We start from the raw sequence: 23050 nt of genomic DNA, 5'->3' as shown, positions 1-23050 counted from the left end.
TCGGGTGACGCAGACGCGCGGGTGGCGGCTGGTCCTGGCTCCCCGCGGCGCGCCGCAGTCGGTGCGGCGCTTCGCGCGGCGGGCCCGGCGCCACCGCATCCGCGCGGCGCTGCCCTGGCTCGTGGCGCTCGGCGTCGTTGCGCTGCTCGGCGGGGTGGCGGCGCTCGTGTACCTCACCCCGGTCCTGGGCGTGCGGCGCATCGAGGTCTCCGGCGTCTCCGTGCTCGACCCGGCCGCGGTGCGTGGGGCGGCCGCCGTCCGAGACGGCACCCCGCTGCCCCGCCTCGACCTGCCGGCCGTCGAGCGGCGGGTGCGCGAGCTCAAAGCGGTCCGGACGGTGAGCGTCGCCACCCGCTACCCGCACACGCTGACGATCGCCGTGCACGAGCGGACCGCGATCGCGGTGGTGCCCAAGGTCGGCGGCTTCACCCTGCTCGACGCCGAGGGCGTCGCGTTCCTGCCGGTCGAGGCGGCCCCGCCCGGCCTGCCGGTGATCCGGGTGGCCCAGCCCGAGCCGGGCGATGCCACCACGACGGGCGCCCTGACCGTGCTCCGGGCGCTGTCCCCGGCGGTGCTGACGCAGATGGTCGCGCTCGTCGCCGAGTCGCCGACCCGCCTGCGGCTGGAGCTGACCGACGGCCGGACCGTGATCTGGGGCGACGCCACCCAGAACGAGGCCAAGGTCCGGGTCCTGGAGCGCACGACGATCGAACCGGGCCGGACGCTGGACGTCAGCGCACCCGGAGTGGTGCTCGAGAAGTGACCGCGGACGGCCCGTCACACTCCCAACCCCGGCGCCGTTAGGGAATTCGTCGGCCGAGTCGCGCGCGATTCGCCGACACGCCGGGGCGTGGTCCTTGGATCACGACAGTCGGGCCCTTACCTTGCGATAAGGCATTAGTTGACATAACTATAAGCCTCTAGTAAAGGGTGAGGGTTTGCGGGACCCCCATCCGGTGCGTTCGCATCGGCGGACGCCGCCCGTCGCGGGGGTCGGGCTCGGGACAGGTCCCACAGGGGATCGGACCGGGATTCAGTGCTCGACTCCGGAGGGGATCGGCGCTCGCCAACCTCGAAAGGAAAGGTGGTCCGATGACACATCCGCACAACTATCTCGCGGTCATCAAGGTCGTCGGCATCGGCGGCGGCGGGGTGAACGCCGTTAATCGCATGATCGAGGTTGGCCTCAAGGGCGTCGAGTTCATCGCGATCAACACCGACGCCCAGGCCCTGCTCATGAGCGACGCCGACGTCAAGCTCGACGTCGGCCGGGAACTGACCCGCGGGCTGGGTGCGGGCGCCAATCCCGATGTCGGCAAGAACGCGGCCGAGGACCACCGGGACGAGATCGAAGAGGTGCTCAAGGGCGCCGACATGGTCTTCGTCACCTGCGGCGAGGGCGGCGGCACCGGCACCGGCGGCGCGCCCGTCGTGGCCAACATCGCGCGGAAGCTCGGCGCGCTGACCATCGGCGTGGTCACCCGGCCGTTCTCGTTCGAGGGCAAGCGCCGCCAGGTTCAGGCCGAGGCGGGCATCGAGGAGCTGCGCAACCAGTGCGACACGCTCATCGTGATCCCCAACGACCGGCTGCTCGCGCTCGGCGACCGCGGCATCAGCATGATGGACGCGTTCCGCCAGGCCGACCAGGTGCTGCTCTCCGGTGTCCAGGGCATCACCGACCTGATCACCACGCCGGGCCTGATCAACCTCGACTTCGCCGACGTCAAGAGCGTCATGAGCGGCGCCGGGAGCGCGCTCATGGGCATCGGCAGCGCCCGCGGCGACAACCGCGCGGTCGAGGCGGCCGAGTCGGCGATCTCCAGCCCGCTGCTGGAGCAGAGCATGGACGGCGCGCGGGGCGTGCTGCTGTCCATCGCCGGCGGGTCGGACCTCGGCCTGTTCGAGATCAACGACGCGGCCCAGCTGGTCACCGACGCCGCCCACCCGGACGCCAACATCATCTTCGGCGCGGTGATCGACGACGCGCTCGGCGACGAGGTGCGCGTCACGGTCATCGCGGCCGGCTTCGACGGGGGTGCCCCGGCGTACCGGCCGATCGAGGCCCGGGCCCCGCGCCCGCCGCACGGGCCGCAGCACAGCCAGCCCAAGGAGCCCGCGCCGCAGGAGCGCCAGGCCCCGCCGCCGCCCCGGCGGGTCCTCTTCGACGACGTCGACGTGCCGGACTTTCTGAAGAACGGTGCGTGATTGATCACTGCATGAGCTCTGGTTGAATTGGGTAGGCCGCATAGGCGGCCTACCCAATCGGCATTTATCAGGGGGTTTTCGTGGACGCGCGCACGGCCCAGATCGCGGCCAATCTCGCCTCGGTGCGGGAGCGGATCGCCGCGGCCTGCCACGCCGCCGGCCGCGAGCCGGAATCGGTCACCCTGGTGGCCGTCACGAAGACCTACCCGGCGCAGGACGTGGCCCGGCTGGCCGAACTGGGCATCACCGACGTCGGGGAGAATCGGGACCAGGAGGCGGCCCCCAAGGCCGCCGCCGTGCCCGGCGTGCGGTGGCACTTCGTCGGCCAGTTGCAGCGCAACAAGGCGCGCTCGGTGGCCGGCTACGCCGACGTCGTGCACTCCGTGGACAGCCTGCGCCTGGTGGACGCCCTGGCGGACGCCGTGGTCAAGGCCGGGCGGGCCGCCCCGCTCGGCGCCCTGGTGCAGGTCAGCCTGGACGACGACGAGCACCGTGGCGGCGCGCTCACCGGGCAGGTGGAGAAGATCGCCGAGGCGATCGCCGCCAGTGCGGGGCTCGCGCTGCGCGGCGTCATGGCGGTGGCGCCGCTGGGCTGGGAGCCGGACGAGGCATTCGCCCGGCTCGCCGCGATCGCGTCCCGGATTCGGCAGCGTTTCTGCGGTCCGGACGGGGCGGCGGACTGGATTTCGGCGGGTATGAGCAACGACCTCGAATCCGCAATTCTGCACGGCTCGACACATGTCCGTGTCGGCAGCGCATTGCTCGGAAAACGCACCCCGCTGGGGTAGCCTGGCCGCGAAGGAAAACTACACGGGTGTGGTTCTGCGCCGGCGGGGCGGTGTCGCACAACGTGATCGGTGGCACCGACAACGGGGGGAAGTGCCGCATGGCGGTGGACGGAGGAGCGCGCATGGGTGCTCTGCGCAGGGCGGGCGTCTGGCTCGGTCTGGTCGAGGACGAGGACGATCGCGGCTACGACGATCGTCATTACCGTTACGGCGACGACCTGCTCGACGAGGATGACGACGTCGACGAGGTGCCGGCGCCGCGATCCCGCACGGCGTCGGAGCGGCTGAGCGCGTCCGAGCGTCTGTCGGCCTCGGAGCGCCTCTCGGCCTCGGAGCGGCTGAACACCTCCGAGCGGCTCTCGGCGTCGGAGCGGCTCGAGGCGAGCGCCGCGAGCCGGACCGGCACCGTGCGTTCGATCACGCGCCCGAGCAGCTCGATCAGCTACCCGACACGCGACAATCTCGCGCTCGCGACCACCAGCCAGCTGCGTGAGCGTGCGGCGGTGGAGGAAGACAGCGACGATCGCCGTTACGCGATCACCACGCTGCACCCCACCACCTACAACGAGGCGCGCACGATCGGTGAGCACTTCCGCGACGGCGTTCCGGTGATCATGAACCTCACCGAAATGGACGAGGCGGATGCCAAACGTTTGGTCGACTTCGCGGCGGGGCTCGTATTCGGCCTGCGTGGTAACTTCGAGCGGGTGACCAACCGAGTCTTCCTGCTCTCGCCAGCAAATGTCCAGGTCACCGCCGAGGACAAAGCTAAGATCGCCGAGGGCGGGTTCTTCAACCAGAGCTGATGCGAGGACTCAACGGCCGTGGTGTCCATCACCTTGCAGATCGTGCATCTGCTGCTCTACCTGTTCCTGGTGGCGCTCCTCGCACGCTTCGTGATGGGCTATGTCATGCAGTTCGGACGCCGCTGGCAGCCCGGCCGAGGTGCCGCGGCGGCGCTGGAAGTGGTGTGGAGCGTCACCGATCCGCCGCTCAAAGCGTTGAGGCGGGTGATTCGTCCGCTGCGTATTGGTACCGTGGCCGTGGACCTGTCTTCGCTTGTGCTGCTGGTTATCCTGTTCGTGCTGATGTACGTCGTGTTAGGGCGGCTGATCGCGACGTTCTCGTGACACGCACCGCTCGGCGGCCACGCGGCCGCAACTGACCCGAGGAGTTTCGATGCCGCTGACCCCGGCCGACGTTCACAACGTCGCCTTCAAGAAGCCTCCGATCGGCAAGCGGGGCTACGACGAGGAGGAGGTCGACGCCTTCCTCGACGAGGTCGAGCGTGAGCTCGCCCGGCTGATCGAAGAGAACAACGAGCTGCGCGCGCAGCTCGAGCGCGGTGGCGGCGGCCCGGCCCGTGTGACCCCCGGCGCCGGCGGCGACCCCCGCCTGGCCGCGGAGCTCGCCGACCTCAAGACGCAGTTCGAGCGCGTCCAGCGGGAGAAGTCCTCGGCCGAGGCGGCCGCCCGCGGCATGCAGCAGGAGCTCGACCAGATCCGCGGCCAGGGCGGTGGCGCCGGCGGCGGCGACGGCGAGCAGCAGGCCCTGCGGGTGCTCATGATGGCCCAGCGCACCGCGGACGACCACGTGTCCGACGCGCGCCGCGAGGCCGACAAGCTGCTCTCCGAGGCCCGCACCAAGGCCGAGGAGGTCACCCGGGACGCGCGGGCGAAGGCCGACGCGCTCGAGCGCGACGCCCGTCAGCGCCACCAGGAGGCCATGGGCGGCCTCGACGCGAAGCGGACCGCGCTGCAGAAGCACATCGAGGAGCTCAAGCAGTTCGAGCGGGAATACCGCACGCGTCTGAAGGCCTACCTGGAGAGCCAGCTGCGCGACCTCACCGGCCGCGAGCAGAGCCTCGAGGCCGAGATGGCGCAGCGCGGCGAGGGTGCTGCCCGTCCCGCCGTCGGCGGTGGCCTGGCCGCAGCCGGCATCGCGGGCGGCTACGAGGGCGCCGGCCGCTGAGGCGGCGGTCCCGCCGACCGGTCCACCCGCACGAGTGACGTGCCGGCACATACCAGCTGAGCGGTCAATGCGACACGCGGAGCCCCAGCCGAATTTTCGGCTGGGGCTCCGGTCATTCTGGGAGACTTCCGGCAGTCTCGGTCGTTGTACCGGCTGAGAGAGACTCGCCCGGCCGGCAGCGCGACTCGCCCCGGGATTCGCTTCGCGGAGGGACAGGGCCCGTGATCGTCGGAAGCCTGCTGCTGATCGTGGTGGCCGTCGGCCTGCTCGTGCTGGGCCTGCTGCAAGGCTCGGACGCCCTGCTGGTGGCGTCGATCGGGGCGAGCCTGCTGGCCGCGGTGGCCCTGATCGTCGGCGGGCGCCAGGCGGCCGCCGCGCGCTCGGCCCGCACCCGCACCGGGCGTCAGGTGCCCTCGGAGCGCTACGACCCGCTCGCCTCCCGCCTGGACAGCGAGCACCTCGGCGACGAGCAGTTGGGCGCCGACGGGCTGGAGCGCCCGGGCGCCGGGGAGTACGGCCGCCGCGCCGAGCGCCAGGCCGTGGGGGCCGGGGCCCGCGCGGGTACGACCTATGGAACCTCCGCCGGAGCGCGGGTCGCCGCGCCGGACGAGACCGCGATGATCGCCGCGGTCCGCGACGAGCCGGAGACCGCCATCCCGCAGCAGGGCGAGGGCGAGCACCGTTACGACGAGCACGCCCCCGGCTACGAGCAGGGTCGCTACGAGCCCGCGGACGCCTACACAAATGATGACAACGAGTACGACGATGACGAGTACGACGACGAGGACCCGGCCGACGAGCCGCCGATCCAGCAGTCCTCGGCCGCCGACCTCGCCCGCGTCGCCGCCATGGACGCCGAGGTCCTCGTGATCGACGGCCGGCCCCGCTACCACGTGCCGAGCTGCCCGCACCTGCTGGGCCGCGAGCACGAGCCGCTGCCGGCCGGCGAGGCGGTCGAGCTCGGCTTCACCCCGTGCAGCCAGTGCGCCCCCAACGACGTGCTGCTCGCCGCCCGGCGTTAGGGAGTGCGGCAAAGATCTCGCCGGGTGGGGGATCGACCTCGATCGGGTGAACCCTCACAATGAAGCGTGCTCACCATCGCGATCCGTGTCAGGCCCGGTGCCTCCCGCACCGCGGTCGGCGGTAGCCACCCCGGGCCGTATGGGCCCGCCGTGGTCGTGGCGGTGGGTGCCCGCCCGGTCGACGGGCAGGCGACCGAGGCCGCGCTGAAGGCCCTCGCGGCGGCGATCGGGGTGCGCCCGTCGGCACTGCGCCTCAAGGCCGGCGCCGCGAGCCGGGACAAGCTGGTCGAGCTGGCGGACCCACCCGCGGGCCTGCCCGAGCGGGTCGCTGAGCTGCTGGCGGGCCGCCGTTGAGTCACGAGCTCAACGTCGCGCTGCTGGTCGGCGCGGCGGTTCTGCTGGTGTGCGTCGGGGCGGTGCGGCTGTCGGTGCGTCTCGGCCTGCCGAGCCTGCTGGTCTATCTGCTGCTCGGCGTGGCGATCGGGGAGGCCGGGCTCGGCATTCAATTCGCCGACGCCGAGCTCACCCGGACGCTGGGCATCTGCGCGCTCGTCGTGATCATCGCCGAGGGCGGGCTCACCGCGCGCTGGTCGACCCTGCGCCCGGTGCTCGGCCCCGCGGTCGTGCTCTCCACCCTCGGGGTGATGGTGAGCGTCGCGGTGGTCGGCGCGGTCGTCCACTTCGCGCTGGGGATCGGGTGGCAGCAGGCGCTGCTGTACGGCGCGGTGCTCTCCTCCACCGACGCGGCCGCGGTCTTCAGCACCCTGCGCCGGGTCCCGGTCCGGCCGCGCCTCGCCGCGCTGCTGGAAGCGGAGTCCGGCATCAACGACGCCCCGGTGGTCATCCTGGTCGTGCTGCTCTCCGCGCCGCTGGGCGGGCAGGGGCCGTGGTACGAGCAGCTGGGCCTGGTCGCCTACGAGCTCCTCGCCGGCGCGGCGATCGGCCTGCTGGCCGGCTTCGGCGGCGCCTGGGCGCTGCGCCGGGCCGCGCTGCCCTCGGCGGGCCTGTACCCGCTCGCCGCGATCGGCCTGACCGTGCTCGCCTACGCCGCCGGCGCGGTCGCGCACGCCTCGGGCTTCCTCGCCGTCTACGTCACCGGCGTCGTGCTCGGCAACGCCCGCCTGCCGCACCGGCGGGCGATGCTCGGCTTCGCCGACGGGCTGGCCTGGCTCGCCCAGATCGGCCTGTTCGTGCTGCTGGGCCTGCTCGCCTCGCCCAGCCAGCTGGGCGGCGCCGTGGTGACCGCCCTGGTCGTCGGCCTGGTCCTGGTGCTGCTGGCCCGCCCGCTGTCGGTGCTGCTCAGCGCCGCCCCGTTCGCCCTGACCCGCTCCGGCTTCGGCTGGCGCGACCAGGCGTTCCTGTCCTGGGCCGGCCTGCGGGGGGCGGTGCCGGTGGTGCTGGCCACCATCCCGCTCTCGGCCGGGGTGCCGGGGGCGCAGGAAGTGTTCAACGTGGTGTTCGTGCTGGTGGTCATCTACACGGCGGCGCAGGGGGTGACGCTGCCCCCGGTCGCCCGCCGCCTCGGGGTCACCGCGCCCGCCGAGGCGACCGACCTGCAGGTCGAAGCGGCCCCGCTGGAGCGCATGGGGGCGGATCTGCTGCAGGTCGAGGTACCGCCGGGCTCGAAGCTCAACGGCGTGCACGTGGACGAGTTACGATTGCCTGTCGGTGCGGTCGTGACGCTGGTCCTGCGTGACGGCGGTGCGTTCGTGCCGGCGCCCGAGACCCGCCTGAAGACCCGCGACAGCCTCCTGATCGTCACCACCGAGCAGGTGCGCGACGCCGCGGAGCGGAGGCTGCGGGCCGTGAGCAGGCGCGGAAGACTTGCCCGCTGGTTTGCCGAACACGGCGAGGACCGGCGCCAATAACTGATCCAATTGGTCGGAATGCGTGTGGCGTGTTTGTCGGACGCGTGTACATTCCGTATTCTTGCCAGCCACTGGAGTGCGCGACGACGCGTCGCGCGCCCATTTTGCATCTGGGGGAGCCATGGCCGAGCGGGCTGATGCCGGGCCGAAAGGCTGGCCAGCAAGCGGTGCCGGGCGGGGTAAGGCCGCCGATGTGACGGGTGGTGCCACTGTGACAAAAACACAGAAACCCGTTGCGAGGCAAGCCGGAACGACATCCCGTTCCAAGACCGAGAACGCCGCACCGGCCGGACGGGCCGGTGATTCGGCGGGGGAGGCGGGGCCGGTGACCGCGGCCCCGGACAGAAGCACGAACGCCAGGACGATGAACACCGCGATGGCGAGCATCAACAGCACGAACGCCAGCCGGACGAGCAGCAAGCAAGCGCCGACCACAACCGCCGCGCGCGCGGCCGAGGGAGCCACGATGGCCAAGACCGCCGAACCGAAGACCACCGCGGCGAAGACCGCCACCGCCGGGGCCAAGCCCGCCCGTGGCACGCGTACGGCAGCCGAGACCGAGAAGATCCGCGTGGCGCTGATCGAGCGGCGCGACGAGCTCAAGGCAGAGCACGACCAGACCATGCTGGAGATCCACGAGCTGCAGCAGCACCGGCTCACCGACTCCGCCGGCGACGACCAGGCCGACACCGGCACCAAGACCGGCGAGCGCGAGCAGGAGATCACGATCGCCAACAACCTGGCCGATCGCATCCTGCAGGTGGAGCGGGCGCTGGAGCGGCTCGACGGGGGCGGCTACGGCTGGTGTGAGAAGTGCGGCAACCCCATCCCCGTGGAGCGGCTCGCCGCGTTCCCGTCCGCTACGCTCTGCGTGACCTGCAAGCAGTTGGAGGAGCGGCGCTGACCACCCAGGAGCCCGTCCAGGACCACACCGAGCCCGCACCCGCCCCCGGGGTGCGGTCCCGCAACCGGGCCTGGGCTGTTTTCGGCCTCGTCGCGGTGGCGATCATCGCCATCGACGTGGCCGTGAAGCAATGGACGACCTCGACCGTCGCCCACGGCGATCCGGTCAAACTGTTCGGCGGCCTGATCTACGTGATCTACACCCGCAACGGCGGGGCCGCGTTCAGCATGCTCGAGGAGCACACCTGGATCTTCCCGCTGGTCGCGCTCGGCGTGATCGCGTGGCTGTTCTGGATGATCAAGGGCACGGTGTCGACCGCCTGGGCGGTCGCGCTGGGGCTGGTGCTGGGCGGCGCGGCCGGCAACCTCGGCGACCGGCTCTTCCGGGCCCCCGGCCCGTTCCGCGGGCACGTGGTCGACATGTTCAGCTTCCTCGACGACCACGCCGGGCACTTCCCGGTGTTCAACATCGCCGACTCGGCCCTGACGGTCGGCGTGGCCCTGGCGATCCTGCTGGAGTTCACGGGCCGCCGCCGCGACGGCACGAGGGTCACGCGGGATGCGTGAGGTCCGCTCCCTGCCCGTCCCCGACGGGCTCGACGGCACCCGGCTCGACCAGGCCCTGACCCGGCTCTTCGGGCTCTCCCGCACCATCGCGGCCGACCTGGTCGAGGCCGGGGACGTCTGCGTCGACGGCCAGGTGCGCCCCAAGTCGGACAAGGTCCGCGCGGGCGCCTGGCTGGAGGTGACGCTGCCCGCCCCGCCGGGCGCGGTGGCCGTGGATGCCGTGCCCGTCGCCGGGCTCGGCATCGTCCACAGCGACGACGACATCGTGGTGGTCGACAAGCCGGTCGGCGTCGCGGCCCACCCGAGCCCGGGCTGGACCGGCCCGACGGTGATCGGCGGCCTGGCGGCGATGGGGCAGACGGTCGCCACCAGCGGCGCGGCCGAGCGGCAGGGTGTCGTGCACCGGCTCGACGTCGGCACGACCGGGCTCATGGTCGTGGCCAAGAGCGAGTCGGCGTACAGCGCCCTCAAGCGCGCCTTCAAGGCCCGCGAGGTCGAGAAGCGCTACCACGCCGTGGTCCAGGGCCACCCGGACCCGCTGCGCGGCACGATCGACGCCCCCATCGACCGGCACCCGAGCCACGACTACAAGTTCGCGGTCGTCTCCGGCGGCCGGCCCAGCGTCACGCACTACGACACGCTCGAGGCGTTCCCGGCCGCGAGCCTGCTCGACGTGAAGCTGGAGACCGGGCGCACGCACCAGATCCGGGTGCACTTCTCGGCGCTGCGCCACCCGTGCGTGGGCGACCTGACCTACGGCGCCGACCCGACCCTCGCGGCCCGGCTGGGGCTCACGCGGCAGTGGCTGCACGCGCGCGAACTGGGCTTCATCCACCCGCGCACGGGCGAATACGTGTCGTTCGTCAGCGAGTACCCCGCCGACCTGACGGCGGCACTGGAGGTCCTCAGCGCCGCCGTGTGATACCTACCAATGGTTCGATGTCAAGACCCCATCAGTCACCCTTCGGCAGCGCCTGTGCGACCCTGGCGGGGCGATGAAGCGGCTCCAGCAACTCGACCAGCGGCTCCTGCCGCCCGTCGGCAACGTCCTCGCCCGGGCCTTCCGGGGCGCCCAGCGCCTGCGCGCGTTCACCGCCGTCGTCGGGGTGGTCGCGGTGACGGCCACGCTACTCGCGGTGCACCGCTCGAACGGGCCCCACAGCGATCCGTCGCTCGGTGACGTGCTGCGCGTCGGGGTCGCCGAGGGTGCCTCGATCCCGGCGTACCTGCAGGCCGGCCAGAACGAGCTGGCCGCGCTGCCGGGCGATACGCCGGTCTACGCGCTCGTGTCGTTCACGGCCTACCTCGCGCCCGAGCGGCTCGCCCCGGTGCTCGCCGAGGTCTCCGTCTCCAGCGTCTTCGCGCGGGTACCGCTGCCGCGGACCCAGACCGAGCTCGTCCGCCTGGGCGCGTACAAGCTGCCCGACGACGTGGTGGCGGCCATGGACGAGACCGCCCGGCGCAAGACCGAGGAGGCGCAGCACTACCGCGACCTGCTCGCCCGCGTGAGCGACATCCCCGACGAAAACCGCGAACTGTACCTCTCCGGCGCGATCGTCGCCGACCAGGAGGCCACCGCCTATCGAGAGCACTGCTCGTGCGTCTACGCCGCCGTCGTCTACGCCCCGCCCGCCGCCCTGCGCTCGGTCGCGGCCCGGCCCGAGACCCGCGTGGTCGACCCGATCGCCGAGTTGCAACGCCTCGACCGCACGGTGTTCCTGCCCCCGCTGCCCGAGCAGACCACGGTCGCGGAACCGGTCAGCGAGGGCGCCGGCACCGTGACCGCGTCCCCCGGTCCGCCCTGACGCGGTATCCCTTCGGCCTGTCGTGCAGTTGATGCAGGGGATGGGCTCGCAGGTGTGGTCCGAATACTGTTCGGTCCGTAGCCTGGGGTACGGGTTTCCGCGCGCGGGTGAGGGAGGACCGGCAGTGGCTGAGCGGGCCGATGCCACGTGGGAGGACAGGTCGCCGGAGCCGGCTCCCCGCTGGCGCTCCCTGCTGGACCGGGCCCTGCTGGGCCGCTCGGCGCCGAGTGATCTGGATTACGACGGCCGCTTCGAGCGCCCCCAGGACCGATATCCGCCCTCGCGGCCCTACGATGACGAGCCAATGCATCCATCCAACGGCACCAACCCGTATGAGGCGCCGCCCCGCTCGGCCGGGCCCGCACGCCGCGGTCCCAGCGTCGAGTATCAGGCCCGCCCCGCCGACCCGACCGAGCAGATGGTGCAGGTCCTCCGCCAGGAGATCCCCACCCCCAAGGTGCTCGCCTTCGCCAACCCCAAGGGTGGCGTGCACAAGACGACCGCGACCGTGCTGACCGCCGCCACCATCGGCAGCGTCCGCGGCAAGGGCGTCATCGCCTGGGACGACAACGAGCTGCGCGGCACGCTCGGCCTGCGGGCCGGCAGCGCCCGGCACGCGCGCACGATCCGGCACCTCATCGCCGACCTCGTGCGCGTCGAGCACGCGACCGGCTACGACCTGTACGACATGCTCGATGATTATCTTCGCCACGCCTCCGACGGCTCCTACGACGTGCTCGCCGGCGAGGAGAACCCGCGCTTCGCCCAGCGCCTCGACCCGCACACGGTCCGCCGCGTGCTGGAGCTGCTGCGCCGCACCCACGACGTGATCTGCGTCGACACCGGCAACAACGTGGAGAGCCCCAACTGGCAGACGGTCCTGCAGGCCGCCGACCAGCTCGTGGTCACCAGCGTGCCGCGCGAGGACGCCGCGTTCACCGCCGACTGGATGCTCGACCTGCTCGACGAGGCCGGCATGGAGGAGCTCGTCGCCAACGCGGTGACGCTGCTGTCCTGCCCGACGCCCAACCCGACGCCGCTCATCGACGACCTGGCCGGGCACTTCCGCACCCGGACCCGGGCCGTCGTGGTGGTGCCCTACGACCCGGCGCTGGAGAGCGGCTCCAACATCGAATACCCGATGCTGGCGCCGGCGACCAAGCGGGCGTGGCTGCGGGCGGCGGCGGTCATGATGGACCCGCTCGCCCGGTAAGCTCCGCGACCGCGCTTTCGAAGACCGCCTCGTGCCGCTCGACCTGCTCCATGCTCGTCGCGGGGGACATCAGGGCCATGTTGTGGAACGGGGTGAGCAGGATGCCCCGGTTCGCCAGATATACATGGAGAAAATCCTCGAGGTCCGCGTCGGCGGCCTTGGCGGATTCCGTACCCGATGCCGGTGCCGGGTTCGCGAAGCGGTACTCGACCCTTGCGCCCAGCTTGGTCACCGACCACGGGAGTTCGTACGCGTCGATGACCCGCTGGACGCCGCGGGCGAACCTGTCCGCTTTCCCGGACATCTCATCATGGGCGGCGTCGGTCAGGACGTGCTCGAGCGTCGCTCTCGTCGCGGCGATCGACAGCGCGTTGCCGGCCAGGGTGCCGCCCACGCCGCCCATGTCGATCAGATCGAGACCGTCGAGTTTGTCGATCTTCTCCGTGATGCTCTCCGACAAGCCGTACGCGGCGGCCGGGATGCCACCGCCGATCGCCTTGCCGATGGTCACCACGTCCGGCTCCAGACCCCAGAGCCCGCTCGCCCCGCCCGGGCCGGCCGAGAACGTGTGCGTCTCGTCGTTGACCAGGTAGGTGCCGTACTGCCTCGTCAGCTCCCGCACCCCCGCCAGATAGCCCGGCCGCGGCAGGACGATGCCGATGTTGGTCAGGGCCGGCTCCATCACCACCGCGGCCACGTCCCCGTGCGCCAGCTCCCGCTCCAGCCCGTCCAGGTCGTTGAACTCGGCGACCCGGCTGGTCACCGTCACGTCGACCGGCGCGCCCACGTTCCCCTCGCGGCTCACCGCCCCGTCCGGCGTGGCGACGATCAGCGACTCGTCGACCGAGCCGTGGTAGCAGTAGCTGTTGAACAGGATCTTCGGCCGGCCGGTCACCGCGCGCAGCAGCCGGATCGCCCAGCGGTTCGCGTCGGTCGCGGTCAGCGCGAAGCTCCACCGGGCCACCCCGAAGCGGCGGGCCAGCTCCTGCCCGACCCAGGCCGCGTCCGGGGTGGGCAGCATCGCGCAGGCGCCGCCGGCGACCTCGAAGCGGTCCCGGACCGCGGCCACGACCGGCTCGGGGGAGTGCCCGGCCATGGCCGCGGTGTCGCCGAGGCAGAAGTCGGTGTACTCGTGCCCGTCGATGTCGGTGACGCGCGCGCCGCGGGCGGCCGCGAGGTACAGCGGAAATCCCGCGGCGTTCTTGTTCATCCAGGTCATGGGGACCCGGCCGAAGAGGTTCCCGGCGCGCGCGTATTCGGCCGCCGAGCGGGGGTGGCGCTCGGCGAAGGCGGCTCGCTCGCGGCGCAGCAGCGCGCCGAGCCGATCACGGTCGATCATGACCTGCAGTGTTGCAAAAAATGTCGTACCCCGGCGATAGGTTCGGGGCGTGGGCTTCGTACACCTGCACGTACACACCGAGTATTCGATGCTCGACGGCGCCGCGCGGCTCGGGCCGCTCTTCGCCGAGGCGGCGCGCCTCGGCCAGCCGGCCCTGGCCATGACCGACCACGGCAACCTGTATGGCGCCCACGAGTTCTACCGCGAGGCCGGCCGGGCCGGGATCAAGCCGATCATCGGCATCGAGGCCTACCTGACCCCGGGCACCGGCCGCGGCGACCGGACCCGGGTGCGCTGGGCCGGCGGCGGTGAGAACGACGTCTCCGGCGGCGGGGCGTATACCCACCTGACCCTGCTCGCCGAGAACGGCACCGGCCTGCGCAACCTGTTCCGGCTCGCGTCCCGCTCCAGCCTGGAGGGATACTTCTACAAGCCCCGCGCCGACCGGGAACTGCTCGGCGAATACGCCGCCGGGGTGATCGCCACGACCGGCTGCCCGTCCGGGGAGGTCCAGACCTGGCTGCGCATCGGCGACTTCGAGCGGGCCTGCGCCGCCGCCGGCGAGCTGCGGGACATCTTCGGACCCGGCAACCTCTACCTGGAGCTGATGGACCACGGCCTGGAGATCGAGTCGCGGGTCCGCGCCGACCTGCTGCGCCTCGGCCGCCGCCTCGGCCTCACCCCGGTCGCCACCAACGACCTGCACTACACGTTCGCCGGCGACGCCGACGCCCACGAGGCCCTGCTGGCCGTGCAGTCCGCGACCACGCTCGCCGACCCGAAGCGCTTCAAGTTCGACGCCCGCGACTTCTATCTCAAGTCCGAGCAGGAGATGCGCCGGCTCTGGGACGCCGAGGTCCCCGGCGCCTGCGACGCCACCCTCGCCATCGCCGAGCGCATCGAGGACTATCACGACGTCTTCGCCCATCGCAGCCTGATGCCGAGCTTCCCGGTCCCGCCCGGCACCACCGAGGACTCCCACCTGCGCGCCGAGGTCGACCGCGGCCTGGCCCGCCGCTTCCCCGCCGGGGTGCCCGAGCCGCACGCGAAGCAGGCCGGCTACGAGCTCTCCGTGATCCGCGAGGCCAGCCTCGCCGGCTATTTCCTCGTCGTCGCCGACCTCGTCGCCCACGCCCACCGCGAGGGCATCCGGGTCGGGCCCGGGCGCGGCTCCGCGGCCGGTTCGCTCGTCTCCTATGCCCTGGGCATCACCGAGCTCGACCCGCTCGCGCACGGGCTGCTCTTCGAGCGCTTCCTCAACCCCGAGCGCCCGAGCATGCCCGACATCGACATGGACTTCGACGAGCGCCGGCGCGGCGAGATGATCCGCTATGCCACGCAGCAGTACGGCGCCGACCGGGTGTCGCAGATCATCACCTACGGCACGATCAAGGCCAAGGCCGCGATCAAGGACGCCGCCCGCGTCCTGGGCTTCCCGTTCTCCCTCGGCGAGCGGATCAGCAAGGCCGTCCCGCCGCCGGTCCTCGGTCGCGACATGCCGCTGTCCGGCGTGTTCGACCCCGCGCACGCCCGCTACAAGGAGGGCGGCGAGCTGCGCCGGCTGTATGAGTCCGAGCCCGAGGTCCGCACGGTCGTCGACACCGCCCGGGGCCTGGAGGGGCTCAAGCGCCAGTGGGGCGTGCACGCCGCCGGCGTGATCCTGTCCCGCGAGCCGCTGCTGGAGGTCCTGCCGATCCAACGGCGCGAGCAGGACGGCGCGATCATCACCCAGTGGGACATGGGCGCGTGCGAGGACATGGGCCTGCTCAAGATGGACTTCCTGGGCCTGCGCAACCTCACCATCATCGACGACGCTCTGGACGCGATCCGGCACAACCGCGGCCTCGAGGCGGTCATCGAGGACGCCCCGCTCGACGACGGCCCGACCTACGAGCTGCTCTCCCGCGGCGACACCCTCGGCGTCTTCCAGTTCGACGCCACCCCGGTCCGGCACCTGCTGCGCGCCATGGCCCCGGACAGCTTCGCCGACGTCTCCGCCGTCGGGGCGCTCTACCGCCCCGGCCCGATCGCCGCGAACGCCCACAACGAATACGCCGACCGCAAGAACGGCCGCCGCCCGGTCACGCCCATCCACCCCGAGCTCGCCGAGCCCCTCGCGGACATCCTCGACGACACCTACGGCCTGATCGTCTACCAGGAGCAGGTCATGGCGATCGCCCAGCGCGTCGCCGGCTACACCCTCGGCGCCGCGGACCGGCTACGGCGGGCCATGGGCAAGAAGAAGAAGGAGATCCTCGACCAGGAGTTCACGCTCTTCGCGCCGGCGATGCGCGAGCGCGGCTACTCCGAGGGCGCGATCCGCACCCTGTGGGACATCCTGGTGCCGTTCTCGGACTACGCGTTCAACAAGGCGCACAGCGTGGCCTACGGCCTGGTGGCCTATTGGACGGCCTACCTGAAGGCCAACTACCCGGCCGAATACATGGCCGCCCTGCTCACCTCGGTCGGCGGCGACAAGGACCGCTCCGCCGTCTACCTCGCCGAGTGCCGGCACATGGGCATCCGCGTCCTGCCCCCGGACGTCAACTCCTCCCAGGGCCGCTTCGCCGCCGACGGCACCGACATCCGCTTCGGCCTCGGCGCCGTGCGCAACGTCGGCACCGCCGCCGTCGAGGCCATCCTGCGCGCCCGCCGCGACCGGGGCACCTTCGAGGACTTCTACGACTTCCTGGCCAAGGTCGACCAGGTCGTGTGCAACCGCAAGACCATCGAGTCCCTCATCAAGGCCGGCGCCTTCGACTCCCTCGGCCACTCCCGCCGCGGCCTGCTCAGCGTCCACGCCGACGCCCTGGACGCGGTCGCGAGCGTGAAGCGCAACGAGGCCATGGGCCAGTTCGACCTCTTCGGCGCCCCGCTCATGACCGCCCCGCCCGTGCCCACCATGGAGTGGGACAAGCCCGAACGCCTGGCCTTCGAGCGCGAGATGCTGGGCCTCTACGTCTCCGACCACCCGCTGCGCGGCCTGGAGCACGTCCTGCGCGCCGCCGCCGACCGCCCGATCGCGGCCCTGGCCGAGGAGGGCACCGTCCCCGACGGCGCCGTGGTCCGCCTGGCGGGCATCCTCTCGGGCGTGCAGCGCCGCGTGACCCGCCAGGGCCGCCCCTGGGCGTCGGCGACCCTGGAGGACCTGGACGGCAGCGTCGAGGTGATGTTCTTCCCGGACACCTACGAGCTGGTCGACCAGTGGGTCGCGGAGGACGCAGTGGTAGCCGTGAAAGGCCGCGTCGACCGCCGCGAGGAAACCCCCCGCCTGACGGCCGAAGACCTGACCCTCCCCGACCTGACCACACCCCCTCCTCCTCCCTCTTCTCCTCCTTCACCTCCTCCTCCTTCTCCTTCTCCTCTTCCTCCTTCCTCCCCTCGTCCGACCACCCTCACCCCTCCGCCCGCCGCCCCTTCCGCGTCCAGCCACGTGTAACGGCGCGACTACGCTGAGGGACGGATTTTGTCCCGATATTTGCGCCCTGGGTTAGCGTCAATACAGAGGAACGGCGCTCGCACCTTCACACGTCTCTCACCCCGGCACCTCGCACTCGGCCCCTACCTCAGCGCCAGCCGTCCCGATCCGACCTCAAACCGCGGCCGTCTGAGTCGCACGAGCCCACGGAGGCCGAATCGTGCTGGGTCCGGCCGGTGCGGCAGTCCCTCCAGCAGCGCGGCGCTGTGGCGGCACGGTGCTGCGGGCGGTCGGCGGTTCGGTGCGTGCGGTGGCCCGGTGATTCGGCGGTTCGGTGTGTGTAGCGGTTCGGCCCGTGAGACGGCTCGGTGGTGCGGAGGTTTCGGTGGCTCGGCGGCGTGGCCCGTGCGGCGGCGTGGCCCGTGCGGCGGCGTGGCCCGTGCGGCGGCGTGGCCCGTGCGGCGGCGTGGCCCGTGCGGCGGCGTGGCCCGTGCGGCGGTGTGTGGCTCGGCCGGTGCGATGGTCCGGCGGCCGTGGCGGTTGGCGTGGCGGCTCGGCCTGTGCGGTTCGGGTGGTTCGCCGGGTCCGAGTGGGGGGCGTCGACTCGCTTGCCAGGATGGACGCCGCGCCTGGCAGGATGGGATCGTGAGCATCGCCCCGATTTCGCCGGTCGAACAGCCGGAACTCGCCCGGCCGGAGCGCGTGCCGATCTGGCGGGAGGCGCTGTTCGCGCTCGTCGTGGCCGTGGTTGTCGCGGGCTTGGGCGCGCCGTTCGGCCTGCTCTGGTCGAAGCTGGCCCCGCACGTCGAGCTCGTCCAGACGCAGTACGGCCCGTATCCGATCGAGGGTGAGCCTGAGGGCTACTGGGCCGACGACGGCTGGTTCATCCTGATGGCGATCGGCATGGGCATCATCGTCGCGCTGGCCGCCTGGCTGCTGCTGCGCCGCTACCGGGGCCCGATCATGCTGGCCGGCCTGGTCATCGGCTCGGCCGCGGCGTCGGTGCTCGGCGCCTGGCTGGGCAACAAGATCGGCTGGGCCCACTACCTCGACCTGGCCGAGCACGCCCCGGTGAACACCCACATCTTCCGCCCGGTGAAGCTGCGCACCGGCGTGTCGAGCCTGCTGTTCGGCTTCATCCCGTGGGTCCGCGGCACGATGCTGGTCCAGGCCCTGGCCGCGGCCGCGGTCTACACGGGCCTGGCGGGCTTCCACGCCTCCCCGACGCTGCGCTACGACAACATTCCGCCGGCGTACCTCGACCCGCCGCCCGCCGCGATCCCGGCGACCGCCTACCCCGACGCCGCCCAGCCTCACCCCGGCATGCCGGCTTACCCGGCTTACCCCACCGACCCGGGAACCGCGACTTACCTCGGCAACGGTCCAGCCGCCGCGGCCTTCCAGGACGGCTCCGGCGGCTCGGCTCAGGCCGCTGGCCCTTACGGGATCGGCCCTCACGAGGCCGGCCCGCGACAGCAGGGCCCGGGCGGCCCGCATGCGGCGCCGGGTTGGGGGGACCCCACCGCGCCGCCTCCGCCGCCGCTTGCGCCAGGCCTGTCCACCGGGTCGCCGCTGTGGCCCTCGCCGGACACGCACGCTGCGCCGCCGTCGCCGCAGGCGGAGCCGCCCCGCCCCTGAGCCGCGGCCCCGTCACCCCCTGTAACGCGCCTGCTCCGGCCGGCCCGAATACGGATCGAGTTGGATGGACCCGCTGGGGCGGCTGGGTCACCGCAGGCCGGTTTCAGCTGGTCAAACAAGGACGGCAAGGTCGTGGCGGTGCCTCGACGCGGGCGCACGACGGGGCTGCGCCGATTTCAGCGAATATTTCCGATTGATTCCCAATACAAGCCGCGAAGTTTGGCAAAAGGGGACATTTTCGGCAGAACTGGGCGTATGTGCGCGACGGGAGAGTCGGGTCGGGATAGCGGCGGGCGGTCAGTTGGGGCTGGACGGGACGGCCAGGTCGGTCAGGGCGACCGGGACCGCCCGGACCTGGCCCAGCAGCGCCGCCTCGCGGCGCAGCAGCGCGCGTTCGGCCTTGAGGCGGCTCACCGTGTCCGGCTCGGCCAGCAGCGACTGCCGATCCTCCAGGGTCAGCGACGCCGTCGCCGCGACCAGGTGTGACAGGACCGTCGGATCGTCGGGGAGCTGCTCGCCGTCGTTGTCGGCGCGGACCGCGCGCAGATAGTCCTGGTATGCCGCCAGGACGCCCGCGGCCAGCTCGCCCTCGCGGTCCGGCTCGCCCTTCGGCTCGGGCAGCCACTCGATCTCGCCGGTGAGATAGGGCGCGTCGTCGCGGGCCAGGCCCAGCAAGCGGAACCGGCGCCGGCCCACGGTCATGAGGTCGAAGCGGCCGTCCGGCAGTTCGGTGATCTGGCGGATCTCCGCCGCGCACCCGATCTCGTACAGCGACAGCGACTCCCCGGCCGTGATGGAGGCGTCAGCGGCCTCCGTGTGCCGCCCGACCTCCCACCCACGGCGGATGGCGATCACGCCGAACTCGCGGGGAAGGTCGGCCGGCAGCTCGGTGAGGTGCTGCACCAGGGTCCGGTACCGCGGCTCGAACACATGCAGCGGCAGCACCAGTCCGGGGAAGAGCACCGTGCCGAGCGGAAAGAGCGGCAGGAGCGTCCGCGTGCGCTCCGGTTCGTTCGCTGCCTCCACGAGCCGAAGCGTAGCCGAAGCGTGGCCGAGTACTGTGTCGCAAGTCGCTCGGACGCGGGCCGGAAGGGTGTACGGCCGTCCAAGCAATGATCCCGACAGCTCGAAGGGCGGGACGGCGACGCATAAGCGCTGGCGGCGCCGAATAGACTCGCAAGGGTGTTGAACCGGATCGACCTGCGCGGCTCCGCCGAGGACCCGCGCCGTCTGCTGCCCCGAGCCGCCATTGACGTATCCGTCGCCACCGAGCAGGTGCGCCCGACCGTCGAAGCGGTCCGGGAGCATGGGGCGTCGGCGATCCGCGAGGCGACGCGCCGCTTCGACGGCGTCGAGGTCAAGCAGCTGCGGGTGCCGAAGGAGGAGATCGAGCGGGCCGAGGCCGAGCTCGACCCCGCGGTGCGCGCCGCGCTGCTGGAGTCGATCGCCCGGGCCCGCAAGGTCCACGGGGACCAGCGGCGCACCGAGACCACGACGGTGCTGAGCGAGGGGGGCACGGTCACCCAGCGCTGGCTGCCGGTCCGGCGCGTCGGGCTCTACGTGCCGGGCGGCCTGGCGGTCTATCCGTCCAGTGTCGTCATGAACGTCGTGCCGGCCCAGGCGGCGGGAGTGGCCTCGATCGCCGTCACCAGCCCGCCGCAGAAGGACACCGGGCTGCCCAACGCGAACATCCTCGCGGCGTGCGCGCTGCTCGGGGTCGACGAGGTATACGCGGTGGGCGGCGCGCAGGCGATCGCCATGTTCGGATACGGGTTCAGTGACGAGGAGCCGGGCTGCGAACCGGTCGACATGATCACCGGGCCGGGCAACATCTGGGTGACCGCCGCGAAGCGGATGCTGCGCGGGACCGTGGGCATCGACGCCGAGGCCGGGCCGACCGAGATCGCGATCCTCGCCGACGACAGCGCCGACCCGCGCCACGTCGCCGCCGACCTGATCAGCCAGGCCGAGCACGACCCGCTCGCGGCGAGCGTGCTCGTCACCACGTCGGCGGAGCTCGCCGACGCGGTCGACGCCGAGGTCGCCCGGCAGGTCGCCGCGACCAAGCACGTCGAGCGGGTGACCGAGGCGCTGAGCGGGCCGCAGTCGGCGACGGTGCTGGTCGACGGCATCGAACAGGGGCTGCGGGTCGTCGACGCCTATGGCGCCGAGCACCTGGAGATCCAGACCCGCGACCCGCGGACCGTCGCCGAGCGGGTCCGCAGCGCCGGCGCGATCTTCGTCGGGGCCTGGTCGCCGGTCTCGCTCGGCGACTACTGCGCCGGCTCCAACCACGTGCTGCCGACCGGCGGCTGCGCCCGGCACTCGTCGGGCCTGTCGACGCAGACGTTCCTGCGCGGAGTACAGCTGATCGAATATTCGCAGGACGCGCTGGAGCAGGTGGCCGGCCACGTGGTGGCCCTGGCCGACGCCGAGGACCTTCCGGCGCACGGCGCCGCGGTGAAGGTGCGGTTCAACGGATGACGACCCTGGATGACCTGCCGCTGCGCGACGAACTGCGGGGGATGAGCCCGTACGGCGCGCCCCAGCTCGACGTGGCCGTGCGCCTCAACACCAACGAGAACTCCTACCCGGTGCCGGACGTGGCCGTCGCCGAGATGGAGAAGGCGCTGGCCGGGGTCCTGCGCGACCTCAACCGCTACCCGGACCGCGACGCGTTCGCCCTGCGCGAGGACCTGGCCGCCTACCTCGGCCACGGCCTGAGCAGCCGCAACGTGTGGGCGGCCAACGGCTCCAACGAGATCCAGCAGCAGTTGCTGCAGACGTTCGCCGGGCCGGGCCGCACCGCGCTGGGCTTCCTGCCGTCGTATTCGATGCACCCGCTGCTCGCCGCCGGCACCGGCACCGCCTGGGTCGACGGGCGCCGCGGCGAGGACTTCGAGCTGACCGCCGAGCACGCCGTGGCGAAGGTCCGCGAGATCGCGCCCGACCTGGTGTTCCTGTGCTCGCCGAACAACCCGACCGGCACCGCGCTGCCGCTTGAGGTCGTGGCGGCGGTGGCGGAGGCGGCGCCCGGCATGGTCGTCGTCGACGAGGCCTATGCCGAGTTCGCCCGCACGGGGACGGTGTTCGCGCTGAGCCTCATCCAGCGGCACCCCCGGCTGGTCGTCACGCGCACGATGAGCAAGGCGTTCGCGCTGGCCGGCGGGCGGGTCGGATATCTGGCCGCCGATCCGGCCGTCGTCGACGCGGTGCAGCTGGTCCGCCTGCCGTACCACCTCAGCTCCATGACCCAGGCGGTCGCCCGGGCGGCCCTGGCGCACACCGACGCGCTGCTGTCCACCGTCGACGCGGTCAAGGAGCAGCGCGACCGGATCGTCGCGACGCTGCGCGGCTGGGGCCTGCCGGTCGCCGACAGCGACGCCAACTTCGTGCTCTTCGGCGCCCCGCGGGGGGACAGTAAGGGTATCTGGCAGGCCCTGCTGGACCGGGGCGTGCTCATCCGCGATGTCGGTCTGCCCGGCCGGCTGCGCGTCACCGCCGGCACGCCGGAGGAGACCGGCGCCTTCCTGAACGCCCTCGAGGAGCTGCTGTGAGTCGTACCGCCCGCGTCGAGCGCGTCACCAAGGAGACCAAGGTCCTCGTCGAGCTCGACCTCGACGGCACCGGCGTCGGGGAGATCTCCACCGGCGTGGGCTTCTACGACCACATGCTCAACCAGATCGCCAAGCACGGCGGGTTCGACCTGCGAGTACACACCGTCGGGGACCTGGAGATCGACGCGCACCACACCGTCGAGGACACCGCGCTCGCGCTCGGCGCCGCGTTCGCCGAGGCGCTGGGCGACAAGGCGGGTGTGACGCGCTACGGCCACGCCCAGGTGCCGCTGGACGAGGTGCTCGCCTCGGCGGTGGTCGACCTGTCCGGCCGGCCCTACGTGGTGCACGACGAGCCGGCGAACATCGCCCCGCACATCGGCGGCAACTACCCGACCAGCCTGACCCGCCACATCTGGGAGTCCTTCGGCCACTCGGCCCGGGTGACCCTGCACGTGAGCATCCTGCGGGCCGGGCGGCACGGCGCCCAGCCCGACGCCCACCACATCGTCGAGGCCCAGTTCAAGGCGGTCGCCCGCGCGCTGCGCCAGGCGTGCGCGATCGACCCGCGGAACGCCGGCGCGGTGCCGAGCACCAAGGGCGCGCTGTGAGCATCGCGCTCCTCGCGCTGGCCGGCCTGCTCCTGGGCGGGGCGCTGTCGCTGCGGCAGCAGAGCAAGTCGAAGGTACCGTTCGTGATCACGCTGCTGCTGGCCTGCGTCTCGGCGGCCGCCGGCGTGCTCTGGCTGAACTGAAG

Annotated in this window: 20 protein-coding genes and 2 pseudogenes; 20 read left to right on the top strand and 2 right to left on the bottom strand. The window is 72.1% G+C overall.

What is annotated here, in order from left to right; translation table 11 throughout:
* Positions 1-4 precede the first annotated feature (4 nt).
* The 14 genes and pseudogenes from ACQPY0_RS48480 to ACQPY0_RS48415 form a co-directional block, all read left to right on the top strand.
* Complete coding sequence (locus ACQPY0_RS48480) at positions 5-763, top strand: cell division protein FtsQ/DivIB (RefSeq protein WP_432977124.1); 759 nt, start codon at positions 5-7, stop codon at positions 761-763.
* Between the two features lie 329 nt (positions 764-1092).
* Positions 1093-2205, top strand: coding sequence for a cell division protein FtsZ (gene ftsZ / locus ACQPY0_RS48475; protein ID WP_432977121.1), 1113 nt, complete (start codon positions 1093-1095; stop codon positions 2203-2205).
* An 80-nt stretch (positions 2206-2285) separates the two neighbouring features.
* On the top strand, positions 2286-2993 hold the full coding sequence (locus ACQPY0_RS48470) for a YggS family pyridoxal phosphate-dependent enzyme (protein ID WP_432977118.1): 708 nt from the start codon (positions 2286-2288) through the stop codon (positions 2991-2993).
* 122 nt (positions 2994-3115) lie between these two features.
* Positions 3116-3799, top strand: a complete 684-nt coding sequence (locus ACQPY0_RS48465; RefSeq protein ID WP_432995704.1) for a cell division protein SepF — start codon at positions 3116-3118, stop codon at positions 3797-3799.
* A gap of 18 nt (positions 3800-3817) precedes the next feature.
* On the top strand, positions 3818-4123 hold the full coding sequence (locus ACQPY0_RS48460) for a YggT family protein (RefSeq protein ID WP_432977115.1): 306 nt from the start codon (positions 3818-3820) through the stop codon (positions 4121-4123).
* A gap of 49 nt (positions 4124-4172) precedes the next feature.
* On the top strand, positions 4173-4964 hold the full coding sequence (locus ACQPY0_RS48455; protein ID WP_432977112.1) for a DivIVA domain-containing protein: 792 nt from the start codon (positions 4173-4175) through the stop codon (positions 4962-4964).
* 221 nt (positions 4965-5185) lie between these two features.
* Positions 5186-5986 (top strand): hypothetical protein, encoded by an 801-nt coding sequence (locus ACQPY0_RS48450; RefSeq protein WP_432977109.1) that lies wholly within the window; start codon positions 5186-5188, stop codon positions 5984-5986.
* Positions 5987-6052: 66 nt separating this feature from the next.
* Positions 6053-6340 (top strand): DUF167 domain-containing protein, encoded by a 288-nt coding sequence (locus ACQPY0_RS48445; protein WP_432977106.1) that lies wholly within the window; start codon positions 6053-6055, stop codon positions 6338-6340.
* Complete coding sequence (locus ACQPY0_RS48440) at positions 6337-7854, top strand: potassium/proton antiporter (protein ID WP_432977103.1); 1518 nt, start codon at positions 6337-6339, stop codon at positions 7852-7854. The genes ACQPY0_RS48445 and ACQPY0_RS48440 overlap by 4 nt, the downstream gene beginning before the upstream one ends.
* 466 nt (positions 7855-8320) lie before the next feature.
* A complete protein-coding gene (locus ACQPY0_RS48435; RefSeq protein ID WP_432995702.1) occupies positions 8321-8758 on the top strand; it encodes a TraR/DksA family transcriptional regulator in 438 nt (145 codons plus the stop codon).
* A 95-nt stretch (positions 8759-8853) separates the two neighbouring features.
* Positions 8854-9324 carry a signal peptidase II gene (lspA, locus tag ACQPY0_RS48430; protein ID WP_432977100.1) on the top strand — a complete coding sequence of 157 codons (471 nt, stop codon included), beginning with the start codon at positions 8854-8856 and terminating at the stop codon, positions 9322-9324.
* Positions 9317-10246, top strand: coding sequence for an RluA family pseudouridine synthase (locus ACQPY0_RS48425; protein WP_432977097.1), 930 nt, complete (start codon positions 9317-9319; stop codon positions 10244-10246). Before lspA ends, ACQPY0_RS48425 begins: the two co-directional genes overlap by 8 nt.
* A 73-nt stretch (positions 10247-10319) precedes the next feature.
* Complete coding sequence (locus ACQPY0_RS48420) at positions 10320-11129, top strand: hypothetical protein (protein ID WP_432977094.1); 810 nt, start codon at positions 10320-10322, stop codon at positions 11127-11129.
* A 421-nt stretch (positions 11130-11550) separates the two neighbouring features.
* Positions 11551-12342, top strand: a pseudogene (locus tag ACQPY0_RS48415) (MinD/ParA family ATP-binding protein); the annotation flags it as partial.
* On the opposite strand, the gene ACQPY0_RS48410 reads toward ACQPY0_RS48415, so the two are convergent.
* The gene (locus tag ACQPY0_RS48410; RefSeq protein WP_432977091.1) at positions 12317-13681 is read right to left on the bottom strand and encodes a transaminase; all 1365 of its coding nucleotides are present in this window, start codon (positions 13679-13681) and stop codon (positions 12317-12319) included. The pseudogene ACQPY0_RS48415 and the gene ACQPY0_RS48410 sit on opposite strands and share 26 nt — an antisense overlap.
* Positions 13682-13769: 88 nt before the next feature.
* On the opposite strand from ACQPY0_RS48410, the pseudogene dnaE reads away from it, so the two are divergent.
* Positions 13770-16991: pseudogene (gene dnaE, locus ACQPY0_RS48405) on the top strand (DNA polymerase III subunit alpha); the annotation flags it as partial.
* Between the two features lie 753 nt (positions 16992-17744).
* Positions 17745-18737: a hypothetical protein gene (locus ACQPY0_RS48400; protein WP_432977088.1), complete on the top strand. Its 993-nt coding sequence runs from the start codon at positions 17745-17747 to the stop codon at positions 18735-18737.
* Between the two features lie 297 nt (positions 18738-19034).
* Here the strand turns inward: ACQPY0_RS48400 and ACQPY0_RS48395 are convergent, their stop codons facing one another.
* Positions 19035-19763, bottom strand: a complete 729-nt coding sequence (locus ACQPY0_RS48395; protein WP_432977085.1) for an LON peptidase substrate-binding domain-containing protein — start codon at positions 19761-19763, stop codon at positions 19035-19037.
* A gap of 156 nt (positions 19764-19919) precedes the next feature.
* Between ACQPY0_RS48395 and hisD the strand changes: the two genes are divergently transcribed.
* From hisD to ACQPY0_RS48375, 4 genes are read left to right on the top strand one after another with little or no spacing between them, the layout of a single operon-like run.
* Entirely contained in the window at positions 19920-21221 is a 1302-nt protein-coding gene (hisD, locus tag ACQPY0_RS48390) for a histidinol dehydrogenase (RefSeq protein ID WP_432977082.1), read from the top strand.
* Entirely contained in the window at positions 21218-22294 is a 1077-nt protein-coding gene (locus tag ACQPY0_RS48385; RefSeq protein WP_432977080.1) for a histidinol-phosphate transaminase, read from the top strand. Before hisD ends, ACQPY0_RS48385 begins: the two co-directional genes overlap by 4 nt.
* The gene (gene hisB / locus ACQPY0_RS48380) at positions 22291-22905 is read left to right on the top strand and encodes an imidazoleglycerol-phosphate dehydratase HisB (RefSeq protein ID WP_344612622.1); all 615 of its coding nucleotides are present in this window, start codon (positions 22291-22293) and stop codon (positions 22903-22905) included. The genes ACQPY0_RS48385 and hisB overlap by 4 nt, the downstream gene beginning before the upstream one ends.
* Positions 22902-23048 carry a hypothetical protein gene (locus tag ACQPY0_RS48375; protein WP_432977077.1) on the top strand — a complete coding sequence of 49 codons (147 nt, stop codon included), beginning with the start codon at positions 22902-22904 and terminating at the stop codon, positions 23046-23048. Before hisB ends, ACQPY0_RS48375 begins: the two co-directional genes overlap by 4 nt.
* Positions 23049-23050 lie beyond the last annotated feature (2 nt).

The organism is Dactylosporangium sp. CA-233914, assembly GCF_050942935.1.
GTDB lineage: Bacteria > Actinomycetota > Actinomycetes > Mycobacteriales > Micromonosporaceae > Dactylosporangium.
The sequence above is the reverse complement of the archived record's forward strand: the minus strand, read 5'-3'. Positions and strand labels throughout refer to the sequence as shown.